At 41.0% G+C, this 22613-nt stretch carries 22 protein-coding genes; 17 read left to right on the forward strand and 5 right to left on the reverse strand.

Features of this window, described 5'->3' with window-relative positions:
• Window positions 1–247: 247 nt before the first annotated feature.
• Entirely contained in the window at window positions 248–934 is a 687-nt protein-coding gene (locus AC3WTL_RS05485) for a hypothetical protein (RefSeq protein WP_222501040.1), read from the forward strand.
• Between the two features lie 216 nt (window positions 935–1150).
• Window positions 1151–2413, forward strand: a complete 1263-nt coding sequence (locus AC3WTL_RS05490; protein WP_492369179.1) for a glycoside hydrolase family 18 protein — start codon at window positions 1151–1153, stop codon at window positions 2411–2413.
• A 7-nt stretch (window positions 2414–2420) separates the two neighbouring features.
• Here AC3WTL_RS05490 and AC3WTL_RS05495 read toward each other — a convergent pair whose 3' ends face one another.
• A complete protein-coding gene (locus AC3WTL_RS05495) occupies window positions 2421–2594 on the reverse strand; it encodes a hypothetical protein (protein WP_197087680.1) in 174 nt (57 codons plus the stop codon).
• A 175-nt stretch (window positions 2595–2769) separates the two neighbouring features.
• Between AC3WTL_RS05495 and AC3WTL_RS05500 the strand changes: the two genes are divergently transcribed.
• From AC3WTL_RS05500 to AC3WTL_RS05515, 4 genes are all read left to right on the forward strand, one after another.
• Window positions 2770–5007 carry a DEAD/DEAH box helicase gene (locus tag AC3WTL_RS05500; protein ID WP_492369180.1) on the forward strand — a complete coding sequence of 746 codons (2238 nt, stop codon included), beginning with the start codon at window positions 2770–2772 and terminating at the stop codon, window positions 5005–5007.
• 550 nt (window positions 5008–5557) lie between these two features.
• Window positions 5558–7636, forward strand: a complete 2079-nt coding sequence (locus AC3WTL_RS05505; RefSeq protein ID WP_197245917.1) for a transglycosylase domain-containing protein — start codon at window positions 5558–5560, stop codon at window positions 7634–7636.
• Window positions 7637–7814: 178 nt separating this feature from the next.
• Window positions 7815–8009 (forward strand): hypothetical protein, encoded by a 195-nt coding sequence (locus AC3WTL_RS05510; RefSeq protein WP_222501046.1) that lies wholly within the window; start codon window positions 7815–7817, stop codon window positions 8007–8009.
• Between the two features lie 22 nt (window positions 8010–8031).
• Window positions 8032–8556 carry an HD domain-containing protein gene (locus tag AC3WTL_RS05515; protein ID WP_163145052.1) on the forward strand — a complete coding sequence of 175 codons (525 nt, stop codon included), beginning with the start codon at window positions 8032–8034 and terminating at the stop codon, window positions 8554–8556.
• A 330-nt stretch (window positions 8557–8886) separates the two neighbouring features.
• Here the strand turns inward: AC3WTL_RS05515 and AC3WTL_RS05520 are convergent, their stop codons facing one another.
• Complete coding sequence (locus AC3WTL_RS05520) at window positions 8887–9543, reverse strand: MtnX-like HAD-IB family phosphatase (protein WP_248347248.1); 657 nt, start codon at window positions 9541–9543, stop codon at window positions 8887–8889.
• 156 nt (window positions 9544–9699) lie between these two features.
• On the opposite strand from AC3WTL_RS05520, the gene AC3WTL_RS05525 reads away from it, so the two are divergent.
• The 5 genes from AC3WTL_RS05525 to AC3WTL_RS05545 all read left to right on the forward strand — a co-directional run bounded on the left by AC3WTL_RS05525 (window position 9700) and on the right by AC3WTL_RS05545 (window position 13095).
• The gene (locus tag AC3WTL_RS05525) at window positions 9700–10137 is read left to right on the forward strand and encodes a peptidylprolyl isomerase (RefSeq protein WP_197207027.1); all 438 of its coding nucleotides are present in this window, start codon (window positions 9700–9702) and stop codon (window positions 10135–10137) included.
• 97 nt (window positions 10138–10234) lie between these two features.
• Complete coding sequence (locus tag AC3WTL_RS05530) at window positions 10235–10747, forward strand: mismatch-specific DNA-glycosylase (protein ID WP_197245923.1); 513 nt, start codon at window positions 10235–10237, stop codon at window positions 10745–10747.
• A 192-nt stretch (window positions 10748–10939) separates the two neighbouring features.
• The gene (locus AC3WTL_RS05535) at window positions 10940–11905 is read left to right on the forward strand and encodes a S8 family peptidase (protein ID WP_048010037.1); all 966 of its coding nucleotides are present in this window, start codon (window positions 10940–10942) and stop codon (window positions 11903–11905) included.
• Window positions 11902–12711 (forward strand): endonuclease I family protein, encoded by an 810-nt coding sequence (locus tag AC3WTL_RS05540; protein WP_492369181.1) that lies wholly within the window; start codon window positions 11902–11904, stop codon window positions 12709–12711. Before AC3WTL_RS05535 ends, AC3WTL_RS05540 begins: the two co-directional genes overlap by 4 nt.
• A 66-nt stretch (window positions 12712–12777) precedes the next feature.
• Window positions 12778–13095 (forward strand): MGMT family protein, encoded by a 318-nt coding sequence (locus AC3WTL_RS05545; protein ID WP_492369182.1) that lies wholly within the window; start codon window positions 12778–12780, stop codon window positions 13093–13095.
• Between the two features lie 49 nt (window positions 13096–13144).
• Here AC3WTL_RS05545 and AC3WTL_RS05550 read toward each other — a convergent pair whose 3' ends face one another.
• On the reverse strand, window positions 13145–13402 hold the full coding sequence (locus AC3WTL_RS05550; RefSeq protein ID WP_048010040.1) for a YpbS family protein: 258 nt from the start codon (window positions 13400–13402) through the stop codon (window positions 13145–13147).
• A 261-nt stretch (window positions 13403–13663) separates the two neighbouring features.
• Between AC3WTL_RS05550 and dacB the strand changes: the two genes are divergently transcribed.
• Complete coding sequence (gene dacB / locus AC3WTL_RS05555) at window positions 13664–15148, forward strand: D-alanyl-D-alanine carboxypeptidase/D-alanyl-D-alanine endopeptidase (protein WP_492369183.1); 1485 nt, start codon at window positions 13664–13666, stop codon at window positions 15146–15148.
• 55 nt (window positions 15149–15203) lie between these two features.
• Here dacB and AC3WTL_RS05560 read toward each other — a convergent pair whose 3' ends face one another.
• Window positions 15204–15737, reverse strand: a complete 534-nt coding sequence (locus AC3WTL_RS05560) for a YceI family protein (RefSeq protein WP_492369184.1) — start codon at window positions 15735–15737, stop codon at window positions 15204–15206.
• Between the two features lie 207 nt (window positions 15738–15944).
• On the opposite strand from AC3WTL_RS05560, the gene AC3WTL_RS05565 reads away from it, so the two are divergent.
• On the forward strand, window positions 15945–18521 hold the full coding sequence (locus AC3WTL_RS05565) for a helicase-related protein (protein ID WP_492369185.1): 2577 nt from the start codon (window positions 15945–15947) through the stop codon (window positions 18519–18521).
• A gap of 161 nt (window positions 18522–18682) precedes the next feature.
• Entirely contained in the window at window positions 18683–19144 is a 462-nt protein-coding gene (locus tag AC3WTL_RS05570) for an SRPBCC family protein (protein ID WP_492369186.1), read from the forward strand.
• A 39-nt stretch (window positions 19145–19183) separates the two neighbouring features.
• Here the strand turns inward: AC3WTL_RS05570 and AC3WTL_RS05575 are convergent, their stop codons facing one another.
• On the reverse strand, window positions 19184–19666 hold the full coding sequence (locus tag AC3WTL_RS05575; RefSeq protein WP_492369187.1) for a ribonuclease H-like YkuK family protein: 483 nt from the start codon (window positions 19664–19666) through the stop codon (window positions 19184–19186).
• 251 nt (window positions 19667–19917) lie between these two features.
• Here AC3WTL_RS05575 and AC3WTL_RS05580 point away from each other — a divergent pair, with 251 nt between their 5' ends.
• The 3 genes from AC3WTL_RS05580 (at window position 19918) to AC3WTL_RS05590 (ending at window position 22513) form a co-directional block, all read left to right on the forward strand.
• The gene (locus tag AC3WTL_RS05580; protein WP_492369188.1) at window positions 19918–20361 is read left to right on the forward strand and encodes a YndM family protein; all 444 of its coding nucleotides are present in this window, start codon (window positions 19918–19920) and stop codon (window positions 20359–20361) included.
• Between the two features lie 179 nt (window positions 20362–20540).
• Window positions 20541–21902, forward strand: a complete 1362-nt coding sequence (locus AC3WTL_RS05585; protein WP_492369382.1) for a DEAD/DEAH box helicase — start codon at window positions 20541–20543, stop codon at window positions 21900–21902.
• A gap of 23 nt (window positions 21903–21925) precedes the next feature.
• Window positions 21926–22513 (forward strand): branched-chain amino acid aminotransferase, encoded by a 588-nt coding sequence (locus AC3WTL_RS05590; RefSeq protein ID WP_492369189.1) that lies wholly within the window; start codon window positions 21926–21928, stop codon window positions 22511–22513.
• Window positions 22514–22613: the final 100 nt, after the last annotated feature.

Below are 22613 nucleotides of genomic sequence, written 5' to 3' on the forward strand. Positions count from 1 at the left end.
CGGAATCAGAGGAGGATAGTGGGGGTCAAACTGCCCGTAAAGGCCCGATTGGTTCAACTAACAATCAGCGGGGGATAAAGCTCCCCACTGATTGAAGTTTCACTTTATCTCAGGCACCCGACTTGTATCGGGTGCCTATTTTAGTGACATCCCGCGTCCAATTCTATTGGCTAATTATCCCATACTTGAAAAAAAGGCAAGTGGGAACAATAGATTTGAGAAAAACCTTGAGAGGAAGGGATGCAGTATGTCACTAGAATGGTTTGACAGGGTAAGCGGTGAGTTGCAGGACCATCTTGAATCCATTTGCAGCAAATATGATCAGATTGGCCATATGTCGGTTGACCGGGGTGCCAAGCATCCCAGAATGGAATTTTTCATTGAAACCGATGATAATGACCGAGAGTACTTTTGCACACTTTTCTTTGATCCGCATAATGAAGAATTCTATGTAGAAGACTTTGACTTCGAACTTGGCCATACATCTAAAACAATGCTTTTTGATATTGAAGACATCATTGATACCGTCCACGAAAGCCTTCATGACTACATGAATGGCGCAGATGACGATGAATTCGAATTTGAAGATAATGAAGAAATTTATGCATCAGAAGACGAAGATTTTATCATCGCTGATGAATATGACTTCGGCGGCGAAGGAGATATCTTTGAAGAAGTAGATGTAGAGTGGGAAACTCCTGAAGTGACCGCCTTTTTCAAGGAAGATGAAGTGGAGGTATCCTATCAGTTTGGAGTGGTCCAGGAAACAGGTGATGGCGTCCTGCGCAGGGTCAATCGCATTTGGACAGATGATGAGGAAATGATCAAGGATGAAGATCACTTTATCTTCAGTAAAGAAGAGGCAAGCACGATCATTGCTATGATTGCAAGCCACATGGATTCACTGGGAGGGCATGAATCAGATTATCTGTAATTTATAGAAGCATCAGAAAGTGGCTATCAAGAATTCTTGGAGCCACTTGTTTTTTTGAGTAATGCGAATTGCAAGCATCCTTCCATCCATCAGCAGCACCGAAACAATCCCCGATATTATAGAAAGCGCTCTAATAATGCCTTATTTTTCAGTTAGTACTATTCAGGCTTGCCACACCCATAAACTAACTTAAAAGCAAGTGAAAAGAGGTGCTTTATGGGAATTCACATCGTTCAGGCAGGCGATAGTCTTTGGAGCATTTCACAAAAGTTTAATATTCCGATCATGAGCTTAATAACGGCAAATGGGCTTGAAAATGGACCTGGCATTATCCCTGGTTTAGCTCTATATATTCCGGAAGATGGACCTTTTATCAGGTCTTACTTAGTAAAGCAGGGAGACACACTATGGACCATTTCCCAGCGTTTCCAGACATCCATTAGTGCCATTCTGTCAGCAAACCCGGGGATCAGTCCAGAAGGGCTGTATATCTGCCAGAAATTAAACATCCCATCAGCAAGTAAATTAGTTATGAGGACGCTGGGTTTTATAGTCCCATATGCTCCTGAAACCTTTTTACCTGCTTTCAGGGAAACTGCAAAGCATTTAACCTACATTGCCATATCCTCATACTCGCTGACAAAGGAAGGGTATGCTTATATAGAGCTTGATGATACAGCCATATTGGCAGAAAGCAGGCGTTTGAATGTCATTCCGCTGCTGATGATCCGAAACCTTGCAGAAGGGGATTTTAATGCTGAATTAATTGGAGGGGTACTTGAAAGACCAGTTTATAGAAGGAACTTAATCTTAAGCCTGATGAATTTTGTCACTCAAAAAGGATATGGAGGCATCAGTCTGGATTTTGAATTTATCCCGCCGCAAAGGCGCCAGGATTTCAATTCTTTCATTAAAGAATTGAAAAATGCATTAGGATCAAAAGTTCTTCATGTTAATGTACATGCTAAGACGGAAGATATCCCAACAAATCGGATAATAGGGGCATATGATTATAAAGCCATTGGAGAAGGAGCAGACATAGTTGCAGTCATGACCATGGATTACGGTTATCCCACAGGTCCTCCCAATCCCGTCGCTCCACTATGGTGGGTCGAGGAGGTTATTAAATATTCGATCACCCAGATTGACCCGAAAAAACTGCAAATTGCCTTGCCGTTATATGGCTATGACTGGAGAACAGCGGATAATCGAACCCGCTCATTATCCATGCAAGCCATTCAAAATTTAGCATTAAGCAGAGGAGCGATAATTCAATTCGATGGATATGCAGCATCCCCATGGTTCAGATACTGGAATGGAGCAGAAGAGCATGTGGTCTGGTTTGAAGATATCCGCAGCATTACTGAAAAATATAAGTTAATTGACCAGTATAATCTATTAGGGATGACATACTGGCAATTGAGCTTGCGTTTTCCGCAAAACTGGGCCTTTGCGGATAAAAATTTTACTATTCTATAGTCAATTCTTAAAATATTTCCTTCATTTCTTCTTCGAAATAAAACATTTTCGGATTTTCTTTAATTGTATACGTGTATTTCTTCATTTTTGCCACATAGCATGTTTTGTTGATTGTCACTTTTTCTCCTGTATCAACCAGAATCACAACATCATTTTGTTCAAATTTATTTCTGCGCTTCACACTGATCCCTCTTTCGTTAATTCGATTAAGTGTTATTTATACATTATCTCATACTTCTGGAGAATTAACCTGAGATATCGGCAATCTTTAAGTTTTCATCTTTTCTTTTGCGTATTGGCAGGTAAATGATATATTAGTCTAATTGAATATCTTAGTGAACAAAGGACGATAAAAAATGACTTCAACACTTGGGCTTATAAGGGATTGGCAAAAAGCCATTCAGGCAGAGATCTTACACTTAAAAAAATACGGAAGCTCCCGCTGGTTAATTCTAAATGGGCGGCTTCTTTCAAAATCAGATGCCTATACGTATTTTTTCGATACCCCTTCAGCCCTTAAAATACCAACTGGATCTTCCATAAAAATAGACTGGGGAAGTAAGAGGGTGGAAGGAAGAATTCTTTCTGCGGAAGGAAATAATGTCATTTTGGCATTAAAAGAGGATATTGGCAGCGATTTATCGGAGGCCTTTTTGCATCATGACCCATGGGAACTATTGGATCAGCTTTTTCAGCGCTTAGAGGACATAAAAGACAGTAAAAGAAAGAGGGCCAGAATAAAAAAATTGATGGATCCTTCCATGTCTCCCAAGCACCCTGCTGATAAAGTAAAGAGCAGTACCCATGAACTGATATTGCGTTCCAAATATAATCCAGTGACATATGTCTGGGGACCGCCAGGCACGGGAAAAACCTACACACTTGCACGTGTGGCCGCCAATAAATATTTTAAAGGGCAAAATGTTCTCATTCTGGCCCACTCCAATCAAGCAATAGATGTCCTTATGGCAGAGATTTCAGCCTTTGCATCAGGCAAAAGAACAATTGCTGATGGTGACCTGCTTCGTTACGGGTCACAAATCGGTCCGGCATTGATCAATCATCATTCATTGACAGCCGAATTTCTTTTAAACAAGCAGCACTCTAATCTCTCTGAGCAAAAAGCGGCTCTAGTGGAGGACCGCCGCCTGCTTAAACAGGATTTATCACGATCGTTCAGCCAAAGAGATTCCGATCAGCTAATTGTAATTGAAAAGAAGCTGTCCGGAGTGCTTGAAAAAATCAGGCAAAAAGAAATAGAGTTTGTAAAAAACGCTTCTATTATTGGAACAACACTTGCAAAAGCAGCAAGTGACCCTGCAATTTATGAGAAAAATTTTGATTTGGTCATCATCGATGAAGCCAGCATGGCTTATGTTCCCCAGGCTGCCTTTGCAGCTTCGCTTGGAAAAAGGGTAATCATCTGCGGGGATTTTAAACAGCTTCCTCCTATTGCTGCCTCAAAACATAAGCTGTCGGAAAAATGGCTGAGAGAGGATATCTTTCACCACTCAGGCGTGTCAGATGCAGTCAAGGATGGACACTTGCATCCTCACCTTTTTCTGTTAAAAGAACAGCGCCGTATGCACCCGGACATATCCGCTTTTTCCAATAAACATATTTATCATTCACTCGTAGGTGACCACCCCGATGTATTGGCCGCCAGAGCGCCTATCACAGCCTGCACACCTTTTCCCGGCAATGCCTCAATCCTGATCAATACCAATGGATCAGGTGAATTTGGCATAAAAGATGGCAGCTCAAATTCAAGAATCAACCTTTGGAATCTATTGCTTGGATTTCAGCTGATACATGAAGCTTACATAGGAGGAAGCCGGTCGATAGGATATGTTACTCCTTATCGCGCACAGGCATTATTAATGGAACAGCTTCTCTGCGAAATATATGAAGAAGAAAGAGCTTCCGCTGATATTATTGCTGCGACTGTTCACCGTTTTCAGGGAAGTGAACGGGATGTCATGATTTTTGACTCTGCCGATGCCGCTCCCCATGACAGAGCTGGAATGCTGCTGATTGGGAAAGATAGCGAAAGGCTTTTGAATGTTGCCATAACAAGAACCAAGGGGAAGTTCATTCACATTTGCGATATGCAATTTATACAAAGCAAAGTATTCAGGAATAAAACATGGCGGAAGCTGGCAGATCATCAAGCACACAATGGACAGGCCATTCATCCTGATCAGATTGGCAGGTGGATTAAAAATCAGCATCCTCGCCTTCAATGGATGCATGCAAAAAAATTGGAGAAAGTGTTTGAGGATATTTCTAAAGCAAGAAAGGAGATTATTATCTCTCTGCCTAATGGGCATGGATTGGGAGAAGAGTGGGGGCAGGCAGTTTCCAACAGGAGTCCAAAAACGAAACTGATCTTGCTTGCAGAGCATGCTGTCCCTTTCATTTCTCCTGATGAGATATCAGCAATATGCCTCCCGTTCCCGTTCCTCTTAATTGACGGACATATTTTGTGGCTTGGCATGCCGGCTGAGACTCATAAAAACGCCTTGCCGCCATATGTAGCAGCCAGGCTGCAATCAGCTGCAGCCGGCTCATATCTTACAACTTTAATTAAATAAAGAAGCTGTTTTCGTAAAGTTTTTTGCTTTTTCATAACTTATTTAATTTGCTGAGTTGATCTTCGCTGTGGGCACTTGATCCTTGAAAATGCTGACGCATTTTCTTCGTGCGATGTTCAATCGAGGAAGCTTATTCAATGTCCTGCGGGAGGAGAGGGAAGTGTGAGACACCGCAGGCGAAGCCAAGGAGGCACGCATTCCTCCCCGCGGGTTCGATGCGTGCCTGGGGCGTGAAAACAACGGTCAAAATTCATAAACAAAAATCTATTAAAAAAAGCCAATAAAAAAGACGCCTCAGAGAGGCGTCTTTTTCTACGTATTGCGGCGACACGACTGCACTCCACATAGTGCATTGCCCAAACGAGCGTGTCTGTCGTCTTATGCAATTAGCTCATCGCTTAATTAATATAGCATTATTTCAAAGAAGAAACAAGTCTTTTTTGCGGGCAGTCCCTTATGCTGAACCTGAAACTTTTTATACAGTTTATTCGTTTAATATATAATAAGGGGAAATAATAAGGAAACTTAAAGAAATAGCGAAGGAGTCACCATGGAAAAATTTCAGCATTACAAAGAAGCTTTTGCAGGATTTTGGCGCAAAAAGCACCTGACACAAATTTTGCTGCTTTTATCACTAACTATATTACTTTTAACCATTCTCTTTTTTGCGTTTCTGGCAGCTACAGCTAACGTGGAAACTTTAAAAGAGGGATTAAGGCAATCAACTGTTATTTACGATAAAGATGGTGATGCTGCTGCAAGTCTTGCAGAAAATAGGGCAGAGGGAGCAAATATTGAAGAATTGCCTGAACATGTGGGTAATGCCGTTATCGCGATTGAAGATGAACGCTTTTATAAGCATAACGGCTTTGATATAAAAGGGATTGCCAGAGCGTTCTTTGGCAACTTGTTTGCAGGGGGGATAACCGGCGGAGGAAGTACCATTACCCAGCAGCTCGCCAAAAATGCTTTACTTTCACCTGAACAGACCTACAAGCGAAAAGCTGAAGAATTGTTCCTGGCAGTTGAAATCGAAAAAAATTATAAAAAAGATGAAATCCTGCAAATGTATTTAAATCAGGTTTACTTCGGAAGCGGCTCATGGGGAATCGAACAGGCATCAAATAAGTATTTCAGCAAAACACCAAAGCAATTGAGCATCAGCGAAAGTGCATTGCTTGCAGGATTGCTTCAATCGCCTTCTGCTCTCGACCCATACAATCATTACGAACGTGCAATCAAAAGAAGAAATGTTGTCCTTGGGAAGATGAAAGAGCATAAGATGATTTCAGCAGAAGAGTATGAGAACGCTATAAATGAAAAGATTCACTTACAGGAAGGAACACGAAGCAAGAAGGAAAGGAAATACCCTTACTATGTTGATGCAGTCCTTGATGAAGCAATAAATACGTACGGATTAACACAGGAAGAGATATTTACAAGAGGATATAAAATATACACAGAAATGGATCAAAATCTGCAATCAAGCCTGGAAAATGTATATCAAAAGGACTCAATCTTCCCGGCTGGCATGAATGGAGAAATCGTTCAAAGTGGAGCTGTCCTTCTTGATCCGGCGACAGGGGGAGTCAGAGGCCTTGTCGGCGGCAGAGGTGAACATGTTTTCAGAGGATTCAACAGGGCCACACACATCAAAGCCCAGCCTGGATCAACACTAAAGCCTTTAGCCGTATACACACCTGCCCTTGAAGAGGGATACTCACCAACATCGATGCTGAAGGATGAACCCGTAACATACGGAGATTACACACCGGCTAACGCTTCAGGACAATATGCAGGGGAAGTGACCATGTATAAAGCTCTGGAAGACTCCATCAATGTCCCAGCCGTCTGGCTGCTTAATCAAATTGGACTGGATAAAGGTTTGGATGCTCTTGAAAGGTTCGGCATCCCTCTGGAAAAAGAAGATGAATATCTCGGAATTGCATTAGGCGGGATGAGAAAGGGAATATCACCTTTAAAGCTCGCCGAAGCATATGCAGCTTTTCCAAATGGCGGCAAGCGTAATGATGCGCATTTAATTACGAAAATCGTGGGCCCGACCGGAAGCATCATTGCGGAACGTGACAAAAAAACCGTTAAAGTTACGACGAAAACCGTTTCTAACCAAATGACTTCCATGCTTTTAAATGTAGTAGAAACCGGCACAGGAAGCGCTACGAAGATAGAAGGAGTTCCAATCGCCGGGAAAACGGGTTCGACCCAGCTCCCATATAAAGACATTAACGGAACTAAGGATCAATGGTTTGTAGGCTATACACCGAATTTGGTTGGCGCTGTCTGGCTCGGGTATGACCAGACCGACAGGGAACATTATCTGTCAAAAAGCAGTTCTGAAACAGCAGTCCCTGTTTTCAGATCAATAATGGAGTCAAGCCTGCCATACATGCAGGAAGGGGAATTTGCTACTAAATCGGTGAATGAAAAGCTCGAGAAAAAGGAATTAACAGAAGAAATTGGACAAACCATTAAAGAACAAGCTGAAAAATTCGAAGGAAAACTGAGAGAGGATCTTCCAATCTGGAAGGAAAAATTGAGGGAAGGAAAGCAGGAGCTTGAAGATTTCGGCCGATTCCTGAAGGACAAATGGGATCAATTCAGCAATTAAATAAGCGTTAAAGAGAGAATGGCTTACATAGCTGTTCTCTTTTTTCTCTCAGGAAACTTTATACTGGAATAATTCAGGAAAACAGTGTAATCTAAATATTTATAGCACCCACTAACAAAACGACAGCATTCGCTATCAAGTTGATAGCAGAAAGATATTAATAGCCAGGAGGATTACAATGAGTGGAGAAACCCGTATTCAGCTAAATGTCCGCATATCCAAAGAAACTTCAAATAAGCTTGATGAAATTGTTGATTATTATCAGGTAAACACGAAACTCGGCAGGATTTATAAAGGCGATGTGTTAACAGATATTATTGAAAAATCATATGAAGTAATGAATAAGCAAAAAAATCTCAATAAGAAATTTTAATTATTAACTGGAGGAGAACTACATGAGGGATGTTAAACTGACCGATATCTATCAGCATCGGATCGCACAAAAATATATTACACGCTCCGGCATCGCTCATGCTATTGCAGTCGCCTATCACGCATTCCAGATTGCCAAAGAAATGGAAGAAGATGTTGATTCAGCAGCCAAAGCTGGCTTTATGCATGACATTGGCCATTATACCTGGTACAAAAATGGAAAATGGGATTACGACCTATACAGGCAGAATGACATTCATGCCATTAAGGGTGCTGAGCGGGCACATAAACTCCTGATCAGACTTGGCGAGAACCCGATAAAAGCAAAAGAAATTGCCTTGGCCATCCTTTTTCACACGGATTCATTTCTGCCTGGAGGCGAAGTGGTCAGAACACCGCTGCAATCCCTGGTCAAACTGGCAGATGAAAAAGATGAAGAACCCGGTGGAGCCCATCACTATCGTGAACTTGATTTTGAGCGGGCAATGAAAAGCCTTGAAATTCTCGATAATAAGATTGATCAATATCTTGAAAAAAAAGAAGAATAACCTAGATATCTGTCAGGTTATGCGCTTCCCCAGGAAATTCAGTTTTTATTTTTGAAGGGAAGTGCATGTTTCATGAAGAATTATAATTCATGAGGATGATCAAATAATTAAATAATTATGTGCAGGGATGGTGTTGCGGCAGTGAGGGCAAGGACTCGAAGACAACAGTCATTAAATGTGGAAGAAATCAAATTTAGATTAACAACTGTATTTCTGCATCTATCATTTTATGCAATGATCATATTTATCTTAATCTTATTTTTGGAGTTATTTGGTTAACGTACATAGAAAAATCCCGCGTAAAGCCAGCTGCTTTACCGGGATCCTGCTCTAGGATTTTGGCAAAATGCCTTTTTCAGTTAAATACTCTTTCACTTCTGTAAATTCTTTTACTGGAACAAACCTTATGTCCTTTTCCCGAAGAAGGTCCTGAAGCCCATTTTTGGCAAAAGTGATATCAGCATGCTCTGCAGGGTGGGAATCCGGTTCACTGTCCCCCATAAAAAACACAGTTTCATATTCCTTCTGCAGGTCCTGAATGACCTTTGATTTATCAATGCCATATTGTTCATGATAATGCTGATGATTTTTATCAATATTCATATGGACATTCTTTTCATGGTAATATCCTTCATTTGAAAAAACCTTAACATCTTTAACACCATACTTTTTTAAGATCTGGTGGATATAATAGTCTGTGCCTGCACTTAAAATATAAAAATCTCCGCCATTCTGCTGAATATTTTCAATAAAATCTGGTACATATTCATCTATTTCAATAGAATAAATATCACTGATAATTTGTTCTTCTTCCTGATTAATGGAAGTGAAGACTTTATTCAAGAAGTCGATATCCTTTATCTCTCCAGCCTTCCATTTGGGCATCAGCTTTCGCCCCTCCGGAAAATATTTATCCATCATTATTAGATAAAAATCTCTTTTAGAAATTGTACCGTCAAAATCCGAGACAAAAGCCCATTTTTTCATTCTTAAAACCTCCAATAAGACATATCTGCTTTTTAATCTATCTTATCTTTACCCTTTGTTTTTTATATTCAATCAGTGAAAAAACGTCTTTTGATTTTATTCCTGATGAGATTAATGGTATTATTAATTTGATTTTTACATAAGGAGATGATTAGTATGGCAGAAAAAGGATACATATTAATGAAAAACGGGGAAAAGGTTGAATTTGAACTTTATCCTGAAGCAGCACCAGGGACAGTTGAGAATTTCAAAAAACTTATTAATGAAGGATTTTATAATGGCTTGAATTTCCATCGTGTAATTCCCGGGTTTGTAAGTCAGGGAGGATGCCCGAATGGAACAGGGACTGGTGGTCCAGGGTACACAATCAAGTGTGAAACAGAAGGAAACCCTCATAAGCATGTAGAAGGATCTCTTTCTATGGCTCATGCAGGCCGCGATACAGGCGGAAGCCAGTTCTTTATCGTTCATGAGCCACAGCCACACTTAAACGGTGTTCACACTGTTTTCGGAAAAGTTACTTCCGGGATGGAAGCAGTTAAAGCAATGAGAAATGGCGATGTTATGGAGAAAGTTGAAATTCTTGAAGGATAAACAGTTTTAAAAGAGCCTTAAAGGGCTCTTTTTGTTTTGTTTACCAGACGTTTTAGGTAAAATGAACATTAGCTTGCAATATCGAAAGGATGATTAAATGGAGCCTATTAAAGACCACTTGAAAAAAAATCTTGATTTGCTTTTTGTCGGCTTCAATCCAAGCATTCGATCAGGAGAGACAGGCCACCATTTTGCAAACCCAAACAATCGCTTTTGGAAAATTCTTCATGAATCAGGTATAACTCCCCGTAAATATGCCGCAACGGAAGATTATAAATTACTGGAATTGGGCTATGGAATGACAAATATTGTACCAAGGCCTACTAAAGCAGCAGATGAAATAACGAAGGAAGAATATAAAGAGGGAAGAGCAGAGCTGATAAAAAAAATAGCTGAACTCAAGCCAAAAGTTATTTGCTTTGTTGGAAAAGGTGTATACCAGGAATACAGCCGCAAAAAAAAACTGCCATGGGGAATTCAGGAAGAGCCTGTAGTTCCCGGTACTATCGACTTCGTTGCTCCTTCATCTTCCGGTCTTGTCAGGATGAAGATCGATGAAATCATTCAAATTTATGCGGAGATTCCTGAGCTTTTAAAAACTCTGAGATAAACCCGTTTCATGAATGCTTTGAGATAGGAATAATGCCACTTTATAGTCCAAATATCACAAATTCTTCCTTTTCACTCTCGTAATTCTATTAATTTTCGCTACCAACGATACTGTTATTAAATATTCAGAATTGTTAAAATGTAAGTATCATCAAGAACCAGCTTCTATTTAATCTCTTAAGGAGGGAAAGAAATGGAGCAATATGTTCGTGTCATTCCTTATAAGGTGATTCAGCAGGAAGAGGATGTAAAGGAAGTTCCAAAGGGCGTAGAATTGATTCAGGCGCCAAAGGTTTGGAGCGAAACAAAAGGAAAAGGAATTAAAATTGCTGTTTTGGATACCGGCTGCGACATTAGCCATCCTGATCTGAAGGACCGCGTTAAGGGCGGGCGAAACTTTACAGACGATGATAACAGCGATCCAAATAGTTTCAAGGACTATAATGGCCACGGAACACATGTGGCAGGGACTATTGCTGCACATGAAAATGATGCTGGTGTTATTGGGGTAGCTCCTGAAGCTGATCTCCTTATTGTAAAGGTCTTAAATAAAAATGGGTCCGGACAATACGAATGGATTATTAAGGGCATCCATTATGCCATCGAGCAAAATGCAGATATCATCTCCATGTCGCTTGGCGGGCCAGCTGATGTTCCTGAACTGCATGATGCGATTAAAGCCGCAGTAAATAAGAACATCCTTGTAGTATGCGCAGCAGGAAATGAAGGGGATGGGGACGACTCGACCGATGAGTTTGCTTATCCAGGCTGCTATAATGAGGTGATTAGTGTAGGTGCTATTAACCTCGAAAGGGATTCTTCCGAGTTTACAAACTCTCATAATGAAATAGATTTAGTGGCGCCAGGGGAAGGGATATTATCCACCTTTCTGAACGGAAAGTATGCAACCCTCAGCGGTACTTCAATGGCTGCTCCACATGTTTCCGGAGCTCTGGCCCTGATCAAGGACTTTGCAAACAGGCAATTTGAAAGAAAGCTTTCAGAACCTGAACTTTATGCCCAATTAATCAGAAGGACGGTTCCGCTTGGCAATTCTCCCAAACTTGAAGGAAACGGGCTCGTTTATTTAACGGTTCCAGATCATTTAGCCGGAATCTTTGACCAGGAGTTCAAATCAACGGTTCTTAATGCCATATGATCAAAGTGAATAGTATAGCAGCGGCATGGACAGAGGCTCAGTCAAAGTATATTGAAAGTGTACAGAATGAACCCTATTATAACGCTGAGGAGGATATCATAAATCAAGAGGATTACTATGGAACCCTTGATTTTGAAAAAGGGGATCTCCCGGAACAGGTTCATGATCTGCTGGTTCGTACTCATGACCGGCAATTGGATTACTCACCTCACCAATATGTATATCCATGGGTGGATCTGCAGGAAAACCTCAAGCTGAAAAGCTTATATTCGGGGAAAGGCATCGATCCTCTTAAAGCCATTGATCAGGATCTCAAGCTCCTGCAGACGATTCATGAAGGCGGCTTCCACAGCAATGAAAGAGTTATATTTAATACCGAGCATGTCGTCCCGCAATCATGGTTTGATGGAAGACAGCCAATGAAAGGGGATCTCCATCATCTTTTTGCCTGTGAGCCGGCATGCAATAGCATGAGAAGCAACTTCCCTTACTATGATTTTGAAGCCTATGTCCCGGAAATAGAGGCGGCGGGCGTCAGGAATGGATGCGGGATGGCAGAACAGGAGAAGTTTGAGCCGGAATATGGAAAGGGGATTGCCGCAAGAGCTGTATTCTATTTTGCTGTCAGATATAAAAAAACACTTTTGATTGACGAGAAGATGGATATGCAGATTTTGCTTAGTTGGCATGAAGAAAATCCCGTCACTATATATGAAAAGCATAGAAACGCTGCCATTCAAGCACTCCAGGGGAACCGAAACCCGTTTATTGATTTTCCGGAGCATGCAAAGAAAATGCTGGGATAATGAACAAACCCGTCTGAACTCAGACGGGTTTGTTTTATAATAGAAAAGAAGGAGGAGCTATCACACATGCAGCCATTTACAGAAAAAGTTATCAAGATCATTAAAAACATCCCAAGAGGAAAAGTCATGACATACGGACAAATCGCAAGGCTGGCCGGGAGCCCCCGGGGAGCAAGACAGGTGGTCCGGATTCTTCATACCCAAAGTGAAAAGCAAAAGCTTCCCTGGCATCGGGTTGTGAATGGGAAAGGGGAAATTGGGTTTAAAGACGAAGATTTGTATGATATTCAGAGAGAACTATTAGAAAATGAGGGGATTTACTTTAATATAAATAAAAGAATAGATTTGCAGGAATTTGCCCATGAATCCTCACAGCCAATATAAAGAAGCGTGCATCCAATCGAAAGTCACGCTTCTTTATAATCATATGTACCTATTTTGTCTTTGATGCATATTCCTCAATCATCTCAATTGTTACATACTTTCTTGCAGGTATAATTCCCTGTTTAGAAAGTTCATTGATTTCAGCAGTTACTTCATTTATCTTATCCGCAGAGAATGGAAGTCCCCGCCTGCATAGATCCAATGCTTGCTCAATATAATACTCACGCTGCTGGTCCAAGGCTGCAAACCTCGTGATTATCTTATTCTGCTTTCCCACATGTTCGGAGATTGCTTTATGTACACTCATTCTTTCCACCCCTTATAAAATTCACCTGTTTTTATCATACCATTTTCTAATAGCTTTTTAAGAATAAATATTCTTATTAGCATAATATTTATTTGGATTTTAAATAGGAAATAATAGCCAGTCCTCATAACTTCTTTAGTTGAGAATAAAATAGTTACGTAAATTAAAAATTGATTCTTTTTCCTCATTATGGAAATAAAGGGAACTCACCTTTCTAAGAAGAAATGGTAATGAAACAAATTGGAAGGTGGCTTAATACATATGAAAAAGAGTGTAAAAATGCATATCAGTTTAATGCTGATATTTATGCTGGCACTTGTTCCTTTTGCCCAGCCCGAATCTCCTCATGTCCAGGCAACAGAAGAAGGAAGCGAACTAGTTCAGCAGCTGAACCAAATTCTTAATAATGACCCTATTCTAAAGGGAGGACTTGCAGGAGTCAGTATACGCAATGCAGAAACCGGGGAGCTTGTATATGACCATATCGGGGATGTGCGTTTACGGCCGGCATCTAATATGAAGCTCCTTACAGCAGCTGCCGCTCTTGAAACGCTGGGTGAAAATTATCAGTTCACCACAGAACTTCTTCACACAGGTTCAATAAAGGGAAAGACACTGCAGGGTGACTTGATCTTAAAAGGGAAAGGAGACCCAACTCTTTTAAAGGAAGATTTTGATGCTTTTGCCGCTAAAGTGAAGGAAGCAGGTGTACAGGTTATTCATGGCAGCCTGATCGGAGATGACACCTGGTATGATGATGTGCGCTATTCAACCGATCTGTCATGGAGCGACGAATCCTGGTATTATGGCGGACAAGTCTCAGCACTTACTGCGTCCCCTAATGAGGATTATGATGCGGGCACAGTCATTGTAGAAGTATATCCCGCGGAAAAAGCCGGGCAGGAACCGATTGTAAAAATGGTGCCGGAAACAGACTACATAAAAATCGTTAATAATGCCAAAACCGTCGCTAAAGGTGAAAAGAAGGATATCCATATTGAAAGGGATCACGGCACGAACAGCGTTACTATAGAAGGAGAAATTCCAGTTGAAGGAAGCCGTTCAAGGGAATGGATCGCTGTATGGGAGCCGACTGGCTATGCATTGGATTTATTAAAGCGTTCTCTCGCTGAACAAGGCATTAAATTGAAAGGGAAGACAAAAGCAGGCACTGCCCCTGAAGGAGCAAAGCTGTTTGCTGAGCATAAATCCATGCCTATTAAAGAGCTGCTTATTCCATTTATGAAATTAAGCAATAATGGCCATGCAGAAACATTAATCAAGGAAATGGGCAAGGTTGTCAAAGGGGAAGGCAGCTGGGAAAAAGGTCTGGAAGTATTAGAAGAAAAGGTAAAAGCTTTTGGAATGAATGAGGAAACTCTCGTGCTCCGGGACGGTTCCGGGATTTCACATGTAAACTTAATTCCGGCCAATGAAATCTCCAAACTGCTTTTTGAAATCCAGGACGAAGATTGGTTCTCCTCTTATTTGAACTCAATGCCGATTGCCGGGGATACAGACCGGATGGTGGGAGGTACTCTTAGAAATCGCATGAAAAACTCCAATGCAGCCGGGAACGTCAAAGCAAAAACAGGTTCAATCTCGACAGTCAGTTCGTTATCAGGTTATGTAAAGACAGCCAGCGGGGAAGAGCTCATCTTTTCCATTGTATTGAACAACTTAATCGATGGCGCTGAAGGTAAAGTCATTGAAGATCGAATTGCCACGCTGCTAGCCGATCAATAACGGAAAAGAAAAAGGGCAGGATACCGCTTCGACGGTATACCTGCCTTTTTCCGCTTTATTCTGCTTTTGCTGCCTGTATTTGAAGGTCGATTTTTACTTTATCTCCTACAAGGACTCCGCCAGTTTCAAGTGCTGAATTCCAGGTTAAGCCATAATCGCTTCGTTTGATAGCCCCGGCAGCAGTAAAGCCGACTTTTTCATTGCCCCATGGATCTTTGCCTGATCCTTCATATGTGACAGTAAAGGTTTCTGTTTTTGTTACTCCATGAATCGTAAGGTCGCCTGTTACATCATATTCATCGTCACCCTTGCTTACAATGCCGGTTGAAGTAAATGTCATTTTCGGATGGTTTTCAACATCAAAGAAGTCTGCGGAACGCAGGTGATTATCACGATCTTCATTTCGTGTATCCACACTTGAAAGTGCAACATTGAATGTAATATCAGCTGTTGTTAAATCTGCAGGATCTGCTGTAATTTCAGCATCAAAGCTATTAAAGCTGCCTTTCACGTTCGCGATCATCATATGCTTGATAGAAAAATCCACACTGCTGTGTGCTGGATCCACTGCCCATTTTGTTTTTGCCATTTTTTTCTCCTCCAATAGTTCGAATTCACTTGTCTCGAATTCAAGATATTTTAATTATAAACAAATTATATGCCGCTTTAAGTTTTATGTCAATGATATTTTTTGAAAAGATGGTAAAATGAAGACTACTTAAATTTTCAACATCATACATAACCTAAGTCATAATGATTACATCGCGTATTGGCGATGTTTAAAGGGGAACGGATCATGAATCAGCTTGAACAGATATACAATAATGCTGAAGAGCATACAAAAATAAAAATTCTGGAGGATGCCGACCGTTATCTGGGCGGTCAGGAATCGATGCCCTCCTATAAAGAATATCTTTCTGAAAGATTTCATTATATCGATCAAATCTGGGTAAATGTGTGGCTGAATAAAATCACCGCCAAAATATCCAAGCAGGAAAAAAAGAAGTATTTAAGTGAGAAGGGGTACGATACCGAAAATGTTGACAGGAAAATAATCAATCACCTGTTCCGGACTGAAATGAGAGATTATCAGCCCTTTAACAGTTTGGACTGGCTCAATGACCTATTTGAAAGCAATAATGATGCTTGGGCTGATCGCTATGAGAAAGCAAGGGCCCATTATCTGCAGAAAGCAGAAGAGGAGCAGCTCCAGCGTAAGAAGTATACAATCCGCGAAGAAATCGAAAAGAAAATAGATGAAATTATTGAAAGAGATTATAGCCTTCTTTATCTTCATGTCAGACATACGGCTTCAAAGCAGGTGGTTTCGGATTTAAAAAATAAGACAAGGTATCAAAAGCTGGATACCTTCGCTCTTGAAGAAAAGCTTGAGGAAATAGGAGAATTCCACGCCGATGATTATAATTTAATGGGAGATTTCTTTGAGGAACTGACAGGAAATATCCATAAAGCAATATATTGGGGCAAGGGCTATTTCGAATATGAAACTTATTACTATGTTTATAAAAACCATATATCAGGATTTCTTTCTGATACTCTGCAAGCACTCATCCTGCAGAACCTTCCGCAGCATCTATTCGAGGAATATGAAGATGCATATGATAAACCGCTGACCGGAAAGTCTGTAAAGAAGCTGATTGACCATACTCTTCAAAATCTTAATGATAGCTTTTTCGAAACCATTCAGGAGGAATATGTTGAAGATTTGGTCAAGCTTGCGGATATCCCATTTGATCCTGAAGTCCATCAAAAACAACTGGAGAAGGACATTGTAGACAGGGAAAGCAAAATAGCAGAAGAACTGGCTGAGCAGCAGCGGAAGAAAGAGGAAGAAGAACGTATGATCGAATATATTTTCGGGCAGGAATACAGTCCTTCAGTGGAACGGGCCAGGAAATATGTACTTCATATCGGAGAAACCAATACCGGGAAAACCCATCATGCCCTTGAAGGTATGAAATCAGCAAACAGCGGTCTGTATCTGGCGCCTTTGAGGCTTTTGGCACTCGAAGTATATGATAAATTGAACCGCGATGGTGTACCATGCTCTTTGAAAACCGGTGAAGAAGAGAAGACAGTTTCCGGTTCACAGCATCTATCCAGCACGGTAGAGATGTTCTATGAAAAGGATTTTTATGACGTCATTGTTATCGATGAATCTCAGATGATTACGGATAAAGACAGAGGCTTTTCCTGGTATAAAGCCATTACCAAGGCAAATGCCAATGAAGTCCATATTATTGGAAGCCGCAGTGCTAAAAGCATGATGCTGCAGCTGCTTGGCGACGCAGATATTGAACTGAATGAATACAGCCGGGAAATTCCTCTTGAAGTGGAAGCAAAGGAATTTAAATTCAGTCATGTCCGAAAAGGCGATGCACTAATCTGTTTTTCAAGAAAGAGAGTGCTTGAAACGGCCTCAAGACTTCAGCAGGAAGGGCACTCAGTAAGCATGATATATGGAGCGATGCCTCCGGAAACCAGAAAAAAACAAGTCCAGCGTTTTATAAATAGTGAAACTTCCGTCATCGTTTCCACTGATGCCATTGGGATGGGACTTAACCTGCCTATCCGGAGAATTGTATTCCTGGAAAATGATAAGTTTGACGGAACGAAACGAAGAACCCTTACCTCTCAGGAAGTGAAGCAAATTGCCGGGAGAGCAGGCCGAAAAGGACTTTACAATATTGGGAAGGTTGCTTTTACAAAAGATATTAAAAGAATGAAAGCCCTGCTTGAAATGGAAGATGCACCGGTACACAGCTTTGCCATAGCCCCAACCAATACAGTATTTGAAAGGTTTCAAAGGTATTACCGCGATCTCGGGTCATTCTTTGAGCTTTGGGATAAGTTTGAGAGCCCAAGAGGAACCAAAAAAGCAGCATTAACAGAGGAGAGAGATCTATATGAAAGGATACGGGGCACAGAAATTGAAGCCAAGCTCGGCCTAATGGACCTGTATGGCTTTCTCCACCTTCCTTTCTCTAAAAAAGAAAATGATCTTGTCCGCCAATGGGAAGAAACGATGTATGCCATTATTTACGGGGAGGAGCTGCCAGAACCCAGAATCAAGAACCGGAATTTGGAAGAGCTGGAGCTGACCTATAAAGCAATCGGCTTGCATTTGCTGTTTCTGTATCGTCTTGAGCAGAGAACCGAAGCGTTATACTGGGAACGATTAAGGGAAGAAATCAGTGACCATGTTCATGAAAGACTGAAAACGGACATTAAGGAGCTCTCAAGAAAGTGCAGAAAATGCGGCAAAAAACTGCCTTGGGAACACGAATATCAAATCTGTGATGATTGTCATTCTTCACGTTCAAGAAGAAGGTATCATTACTATAGAAGGTAAGATTTATTAGCCTGCTGGCATAACAGCAGGCTTTCCTGCTGGCAGCACTTCAAGTTTCACTCATAGGAATGAAAAAGACAATAAATTCATGAATTTTACCCGTCCTTTCCGAATACATATTCATGGAAAACAACTATGTAAGTCTTAAAGGAGCGGTAAAAATGGCAAGCTGCACACATCAGGCAGAAGTAAACATTCCGATAGGGGCAATATGGAGCTTTGTCAGCGATATTGGGAACTGGGCACCATTAGTGCCCGGATATATTGCACATGAGGTACTGAGTGACAAAGAATCAACCTGGAGCTTCAAAAGCGATATGGGGATTATTAAGAAAAAAATTGAATTAAAAGTGGATATAACGAGCTGGCAGGAGCCAACAAAGGTTACATTTCATTTAACAGGACTTAACGAGAAGTTTACAGGACATGGGTACTTTCTTGCGGAGAAAGGAAGGAATAAGAAAAATACCATGACAGGATCACTTGAGATTTCAGCAGAGGGAATGATGGCTAAAGTAGCCAATTCCTTGCTTAATACAGCTCTTCCTGAAATTACTGCAGAACTGACAGAGGCTGTGGCATTAAAGGCCGAACAGGAATACAGGGAGCATGCTGGCGTATAATTTGCCCCAATGAAAAGAACTCATTAACCCTGAGTTCTTTTATTTCGTATATCGATTAGCGTAGCTGGAGGCCACGAATGCTTCCGGCTTTATTTTTGGCTCGAGGCCGATTGATTCGATCCTGGACACCATTTCTTTCACAAATTCCCTGGTTCTATTTCTTTTGCCTGATCCGATGTCCATATGCCCTTCCATTGAGAATGATCCGCCTTTGTAAAGGAATGGCAGAACGATTTCAAACATTTTGTCTTTGTAATCCTCTGTAAACAAAGAGACCACTTCTTCAGTCAGCGAGGTTTCATAGGAAATTCTCTCATGAAGATGCAGCATTTTCCTTGGTATAACAGTTTTCCGAATACATGCCCAGGCGCCTTTTCGCTCATTTTGAATCACAATCCCGGTTATAAACACAGTGCGATTGCAATGCACCTGTGAATCTGTTCCAATCATCAGCCTGAAGTTCCCATCAGGATTTCGCTTTATAAAAAGTAAGATACGGTTGAATACCTGCTCAAAAGTCATATTCCTCTCCTGAAGATTTTGAAATTTATATTCAGCATTCACCTATTATCACCACATTAAGTATTTTGTCTCGGAGTATCACTCTTCCACAACCTTTAACTTAAAATGTAATCCTTATTACTGCCATTATATTGAGGGACACTGAACAAGTTGTTTATTTTTTTGAAAAAATTGCTTTTGCTGCGGAGGAACAGATAATGAATGGGAATCTTCATAATGATAAAAGCTAAGGTAAAAGAGGAGGTATTCTTATGAACAAAACACTTATCTTAATACTTAAATTAGCATCAGCCATGATTGCTTTTGCCATAGCGCTTGATTTATTCTTTGATGCTACCTTCGCAGATATTATTTCTTTCAGTATTCTGGTAACAGCCATGTCCTATTTGCTCGGAGACCGCATCATCCTTCCGCGGCTTGGAAACCGGAATGCCCTCATTGCTGACTTTTTCTTAGTTTATGCATCTGTTTGGGTGTTTGGAAGTGTGCTGCTTAACAGTTACCTGCAAATCGCATGGGGGAGTGTCTTTGCGGCAGGGATTATCACTCTATCCGAGGTATTTGTCCACAGATTCCTGGTAAACAAAAAGGATATCAGTCAAGAGAAAGAGAGCAGCCAATCTGCTCTGAATCCGCGGCTGGCATATGGGATGGAAATGGCGGAAGAAAGAGAGCCGACAAAGGATTGGGAATGATTAATATTTAGAGTTAGAAGCCCATTGAAGGCCATTTGGTCTGAAATGGGCTTTTTATTTTGAATCAACCATTTTTTTTGCGTTTTTCTCCAATAGAATGCTTGCTATTTTGCCGTTAAACACACAATATAAATAAGGACATATTGAATAAAGACCAGGAAAAGAAAGTAGGGTTTTATTTGCAGGAATTTTTAAAACTTGGCATTACGGAAGAGCTATCTGATATTCTGCTGCAGCATGGCATCGCTAAGCCAACACCTATTCAGGCGCAGGCGATTCCAGCTGTTATGGAAGGAAAGGATGTCATTGCCCAGGCTCAGACTGGAACCGGAAAAACATTGGCATTTATTTTGCCTATTCTGGAGAAAATGGACCCGGATGCCATTCAGATCCAGGCCCTGATTGTAACGCCGACAAGGGAACTGGCATTACAGATAACAGACGAAGTAATGAAGCTTACGAAAGACAGTGATATAGATGTCTTAGCTGTATATGGAGGGCAGGATGTGGACAAGCAGCTGAAAAAGCTGAAAAAGAATGTCCAGATTGTAGTTGGGACACCTGGCCGGCTGCTGGACCATATCAAACGAAATACCATTGATTTATCACAAGTGGATTTTTTAGTATTGGATGAAGCCGACCAAATGCTGCATATAGGCTTTCTTGATGAGGTTGAGAGAATCATTAAAGAAACGCCTGCCAAAAGGCAGACGATGCTTTTTTCTGCAACTATGCCGGCAGAAATAAGAAAACTGGCTAACAAACACATGAAAGAGCCGCAGTATATCCAAATTGAAAAAACACAGGGGCCAGCCCATTCAGTTAAACAAATAGCGATACATACTGTCGACCGCGCCAAGCAGGGTACACTGATAGAGCTGATCCAAACCCATAGACCATTTTTAGCCGTAATCTTCTGCCGTACAAAACGCAGAGTAACCAAATTATATGAAGTCCTGAAATCGAACAGTTTTGATTGCGATCAGCTTCATGGGGATTTATCACAATCGAAACGTGAACAAGTAATGAAACGATTCAGGGATGCGGAGATACAGCTATTAGTTGCGACGGATGTAGCCGCTAGAGGGCTTGATGTCGAAGGTGTCACACATGTTTTTAATTATGATATCCCACTCGATCCTGAAAGCTATGTGCACCGCATCGGGAGAACCGGCCGGGCGGGTACGAAAGGACTGGCCATTACGTTTTATTCGTCTGCAGACAAGCCGCTCCTTGAATCAATTGAAAAAGGCCTGAAAATTAATATTCCTAAGGAAAACCCTGGCAACAGCAAAGACGATATCAAGCCTGAAGCAGCATCTGAGAAAAAGAGGCCAGATTCCAAACGACAAACCTCCGCTGGAAAGAAAAATGACAGCAGAAAAGGAGGCCAATCAAAATCAAAAGATGACAGGTTTTCCCATGAAAAAGGCAGAAAAGGCAAAAGCAGTTCACCTCGAACAGGCCGCACAAAAACCCAAGGGAAAAAGAAGCCTTCTCCCACAGCTTCAAGAAATTCATCCAAAAGACGGGGAAGGTAAAGATAATTGAGGAGGAAAGCAACTTGTTAAAAGAACGGATGGAAAAGCACTTGAAAGAACAGCCCGCTGAACTTTATAAAAAAGAAAAGGAATATGCCCAAAAGCACGGACTCTTGAATGATGGTCATGAAGCTGGAATCAAGAATCCAGAAGACCGCTTTAATGATGCTTATATAGAAAGAGGAGATAAAGAAACAGAGGAAGTTCTCGGACAGGAGCCTGCCGGCTTTTTAAATCAGCCAATAGACTACTTCAAAAATCATAAAAATGAATTTATGTATCTGGAGTCGAAATGGTTTGACCTGATTGGAGCGGATGCTGTTTCCTTTGAAACAGATGATGTTTTTGGCAACTATGAAGTAATGCTGGGACTAAAGCTGCCAAAAAAAGCAGAATCAGCTATAAGAGCATTTATAGATGAAAATACTCTTACAGGCACACCAAAATACAGCCTGATGTTCAGCCAGCAGGATGGGCTTTGGGATTTTAATTTTTCGCTGAACGACCTTGAAGGCTTTAAAGAGGAACTATCTATACAAGATGCATATCAGTTAGTTTACGAATTCCTTTTTAACCTTGTGTCAGAAGTGGAAAAAACCCGCAAAAAATAAATATTTATAGCCAGATATTAGGATGAACTCTTAATTTTTTGTCCAAACCATGATAAATGTCATGGTTTGGACATGACACCTATGTCTACAAAGCAGTTTG

The organism is Cytobacillus sp. EB106-05-05-XG126 (genome assembly GCF_058791715.1).

Excerpts from the sequence above, each read along its gene's own strand:
- AC3WTL_RS05540 (WP_492369181.1), top strand. The coding sequence starts at position 11,902 with ATGATCAAAGTGAATAGTATAGCAGCGGCATGGACAGAGGCTCAGTCA.
- dacB (WP_492369183.1), top strand. The coding sequence starts at position 13,664 with ATGAAAAAGAGTGTAAAAATGCATATCAGTTTAATGCTGATATTTATG.
- AC3WTL_RS05545 (WP_492369182.1), top strand. The coding sequence starts at position 12,778 with ATGCAGCCATTTACAGAAAAAGTTATCAAGATCATTAAAAACATCCCA.
- AC3WTL_RS05565 (WP_492369185.1), top strand. The coding sequence starts at position 15,945 with ATGAATCAGCTTGAACAGATATACAATAATGCTGAAGAGCATACAAAA.
- AC3WTL_RS05550 (WP_048010040.1), bottom strand. The coding sequence starts at position 13,402 with ATGAGTGTACATAAAGCAATCTCCGAACATGTGGGAAAGCAGAATAAG.
- AC3WTL_RS05525 (WP_197207027.1), top strand. The coding sequence starts at position 9,700 with ATGGCAGAAAAAGGATACATATTAATGAAAAACGGGGAAAAGGTTGAA.
- AC3WTL_RS05520 (WP_248347248.1), bottom strand. The coding sequence starts at position 9,543 with ATGAAAAAATGGGCTTTTGTCTCGGATTTTGACGGTACAATTTCTAAA.
- AC3WTL_RS05575 (WP_492369187.1), bottom strand. The coding sequence starts at position 19,666 with ATGACTTTTGAGCAGGTATTCAACCGTATCTTACTTTTTATAAAGCGA.
- AC3WTL_RS05510 (WP_222501046.1), top strand. The coding sequence starts at position 7,815 with ATGAGTGGAGAAACCCGTATTCAGCTAAATGTCCGCATATCCAAAGAA.
- AC3WTL_RS05560 (WP_492369184.1), bottom strand. The coding sequence starts at position 15,737 with ATGGCAAAAACAAAATGGGCAGTGGATCCAGCACACAGCAGTGTGGAT.
- AC3WTL_RS05485 (WP_222501040.1), top strand. The coding sequence starts at position 248 with ATGTCACTAGAATGGTTTGACAGGGTAAGCGGTGAGTTGCAGGACCAT.
- AC3WTL_RS05535 (WP_048010037.1), top strand. The coding sequence starts at position 10,940 with ATGGAGCAATATGTTCGTGTCATTCCTTATAAGGTGATTCAGCAGGAA.
- AC3WTL_RS05570 (WP_492369186.1), top strand. The coding sequence starts at position 18,683 with ATGGCAAGCTGCACACATCAGGCAGAAGTAAACATTCCGATAGGGGCA.
- AC3WTL_RS05490 (WP_492369179.1), top strand. The coding sequence starts at position 1,151 with ATGGGAATTCACATCGTTCAGGCAGGCGATAGTCTTTGGAGCATTTCA.
- AC3WTL_RS05500 (WP_492369180.1), top strand. The coding sequence starts at position 2,770 with ATGACTTCAACACTTGGGCTTATAAGGGATTGGCAAAAAGCCATTCAG.
- AC3WTL_RS05530 (WP_197245923.1), top strand. The coding sequence starts at position 10,235 with ATGGAGCCTATTAAAGACCACTTGAAAAAAAATCTTGATTTGCTTTTT.
- AC3WTL_RS05515 (WP_163145052.1), top strand. The coding sequence starts at position 8,032 with ATGAGGGATGTTAAACTGACCGATATCTATCAGCATCGGATCGCACAA.
- AC3WTL_RS05505 (WP_197245917.1), top strand. The coding sequence starts at position 5,558 with ATGGAAAAATTTCAGCATTACAAAGAAGCTTTTGCAGGATTTTGGCGC.
- AC3WTL_RS05580 (WP_492369188.1), top strand. The coding sequence starts at position 19,918 with ATGAACAAAACACTTATCTTAATACTTAAATTAGCATCAGCCATGATT.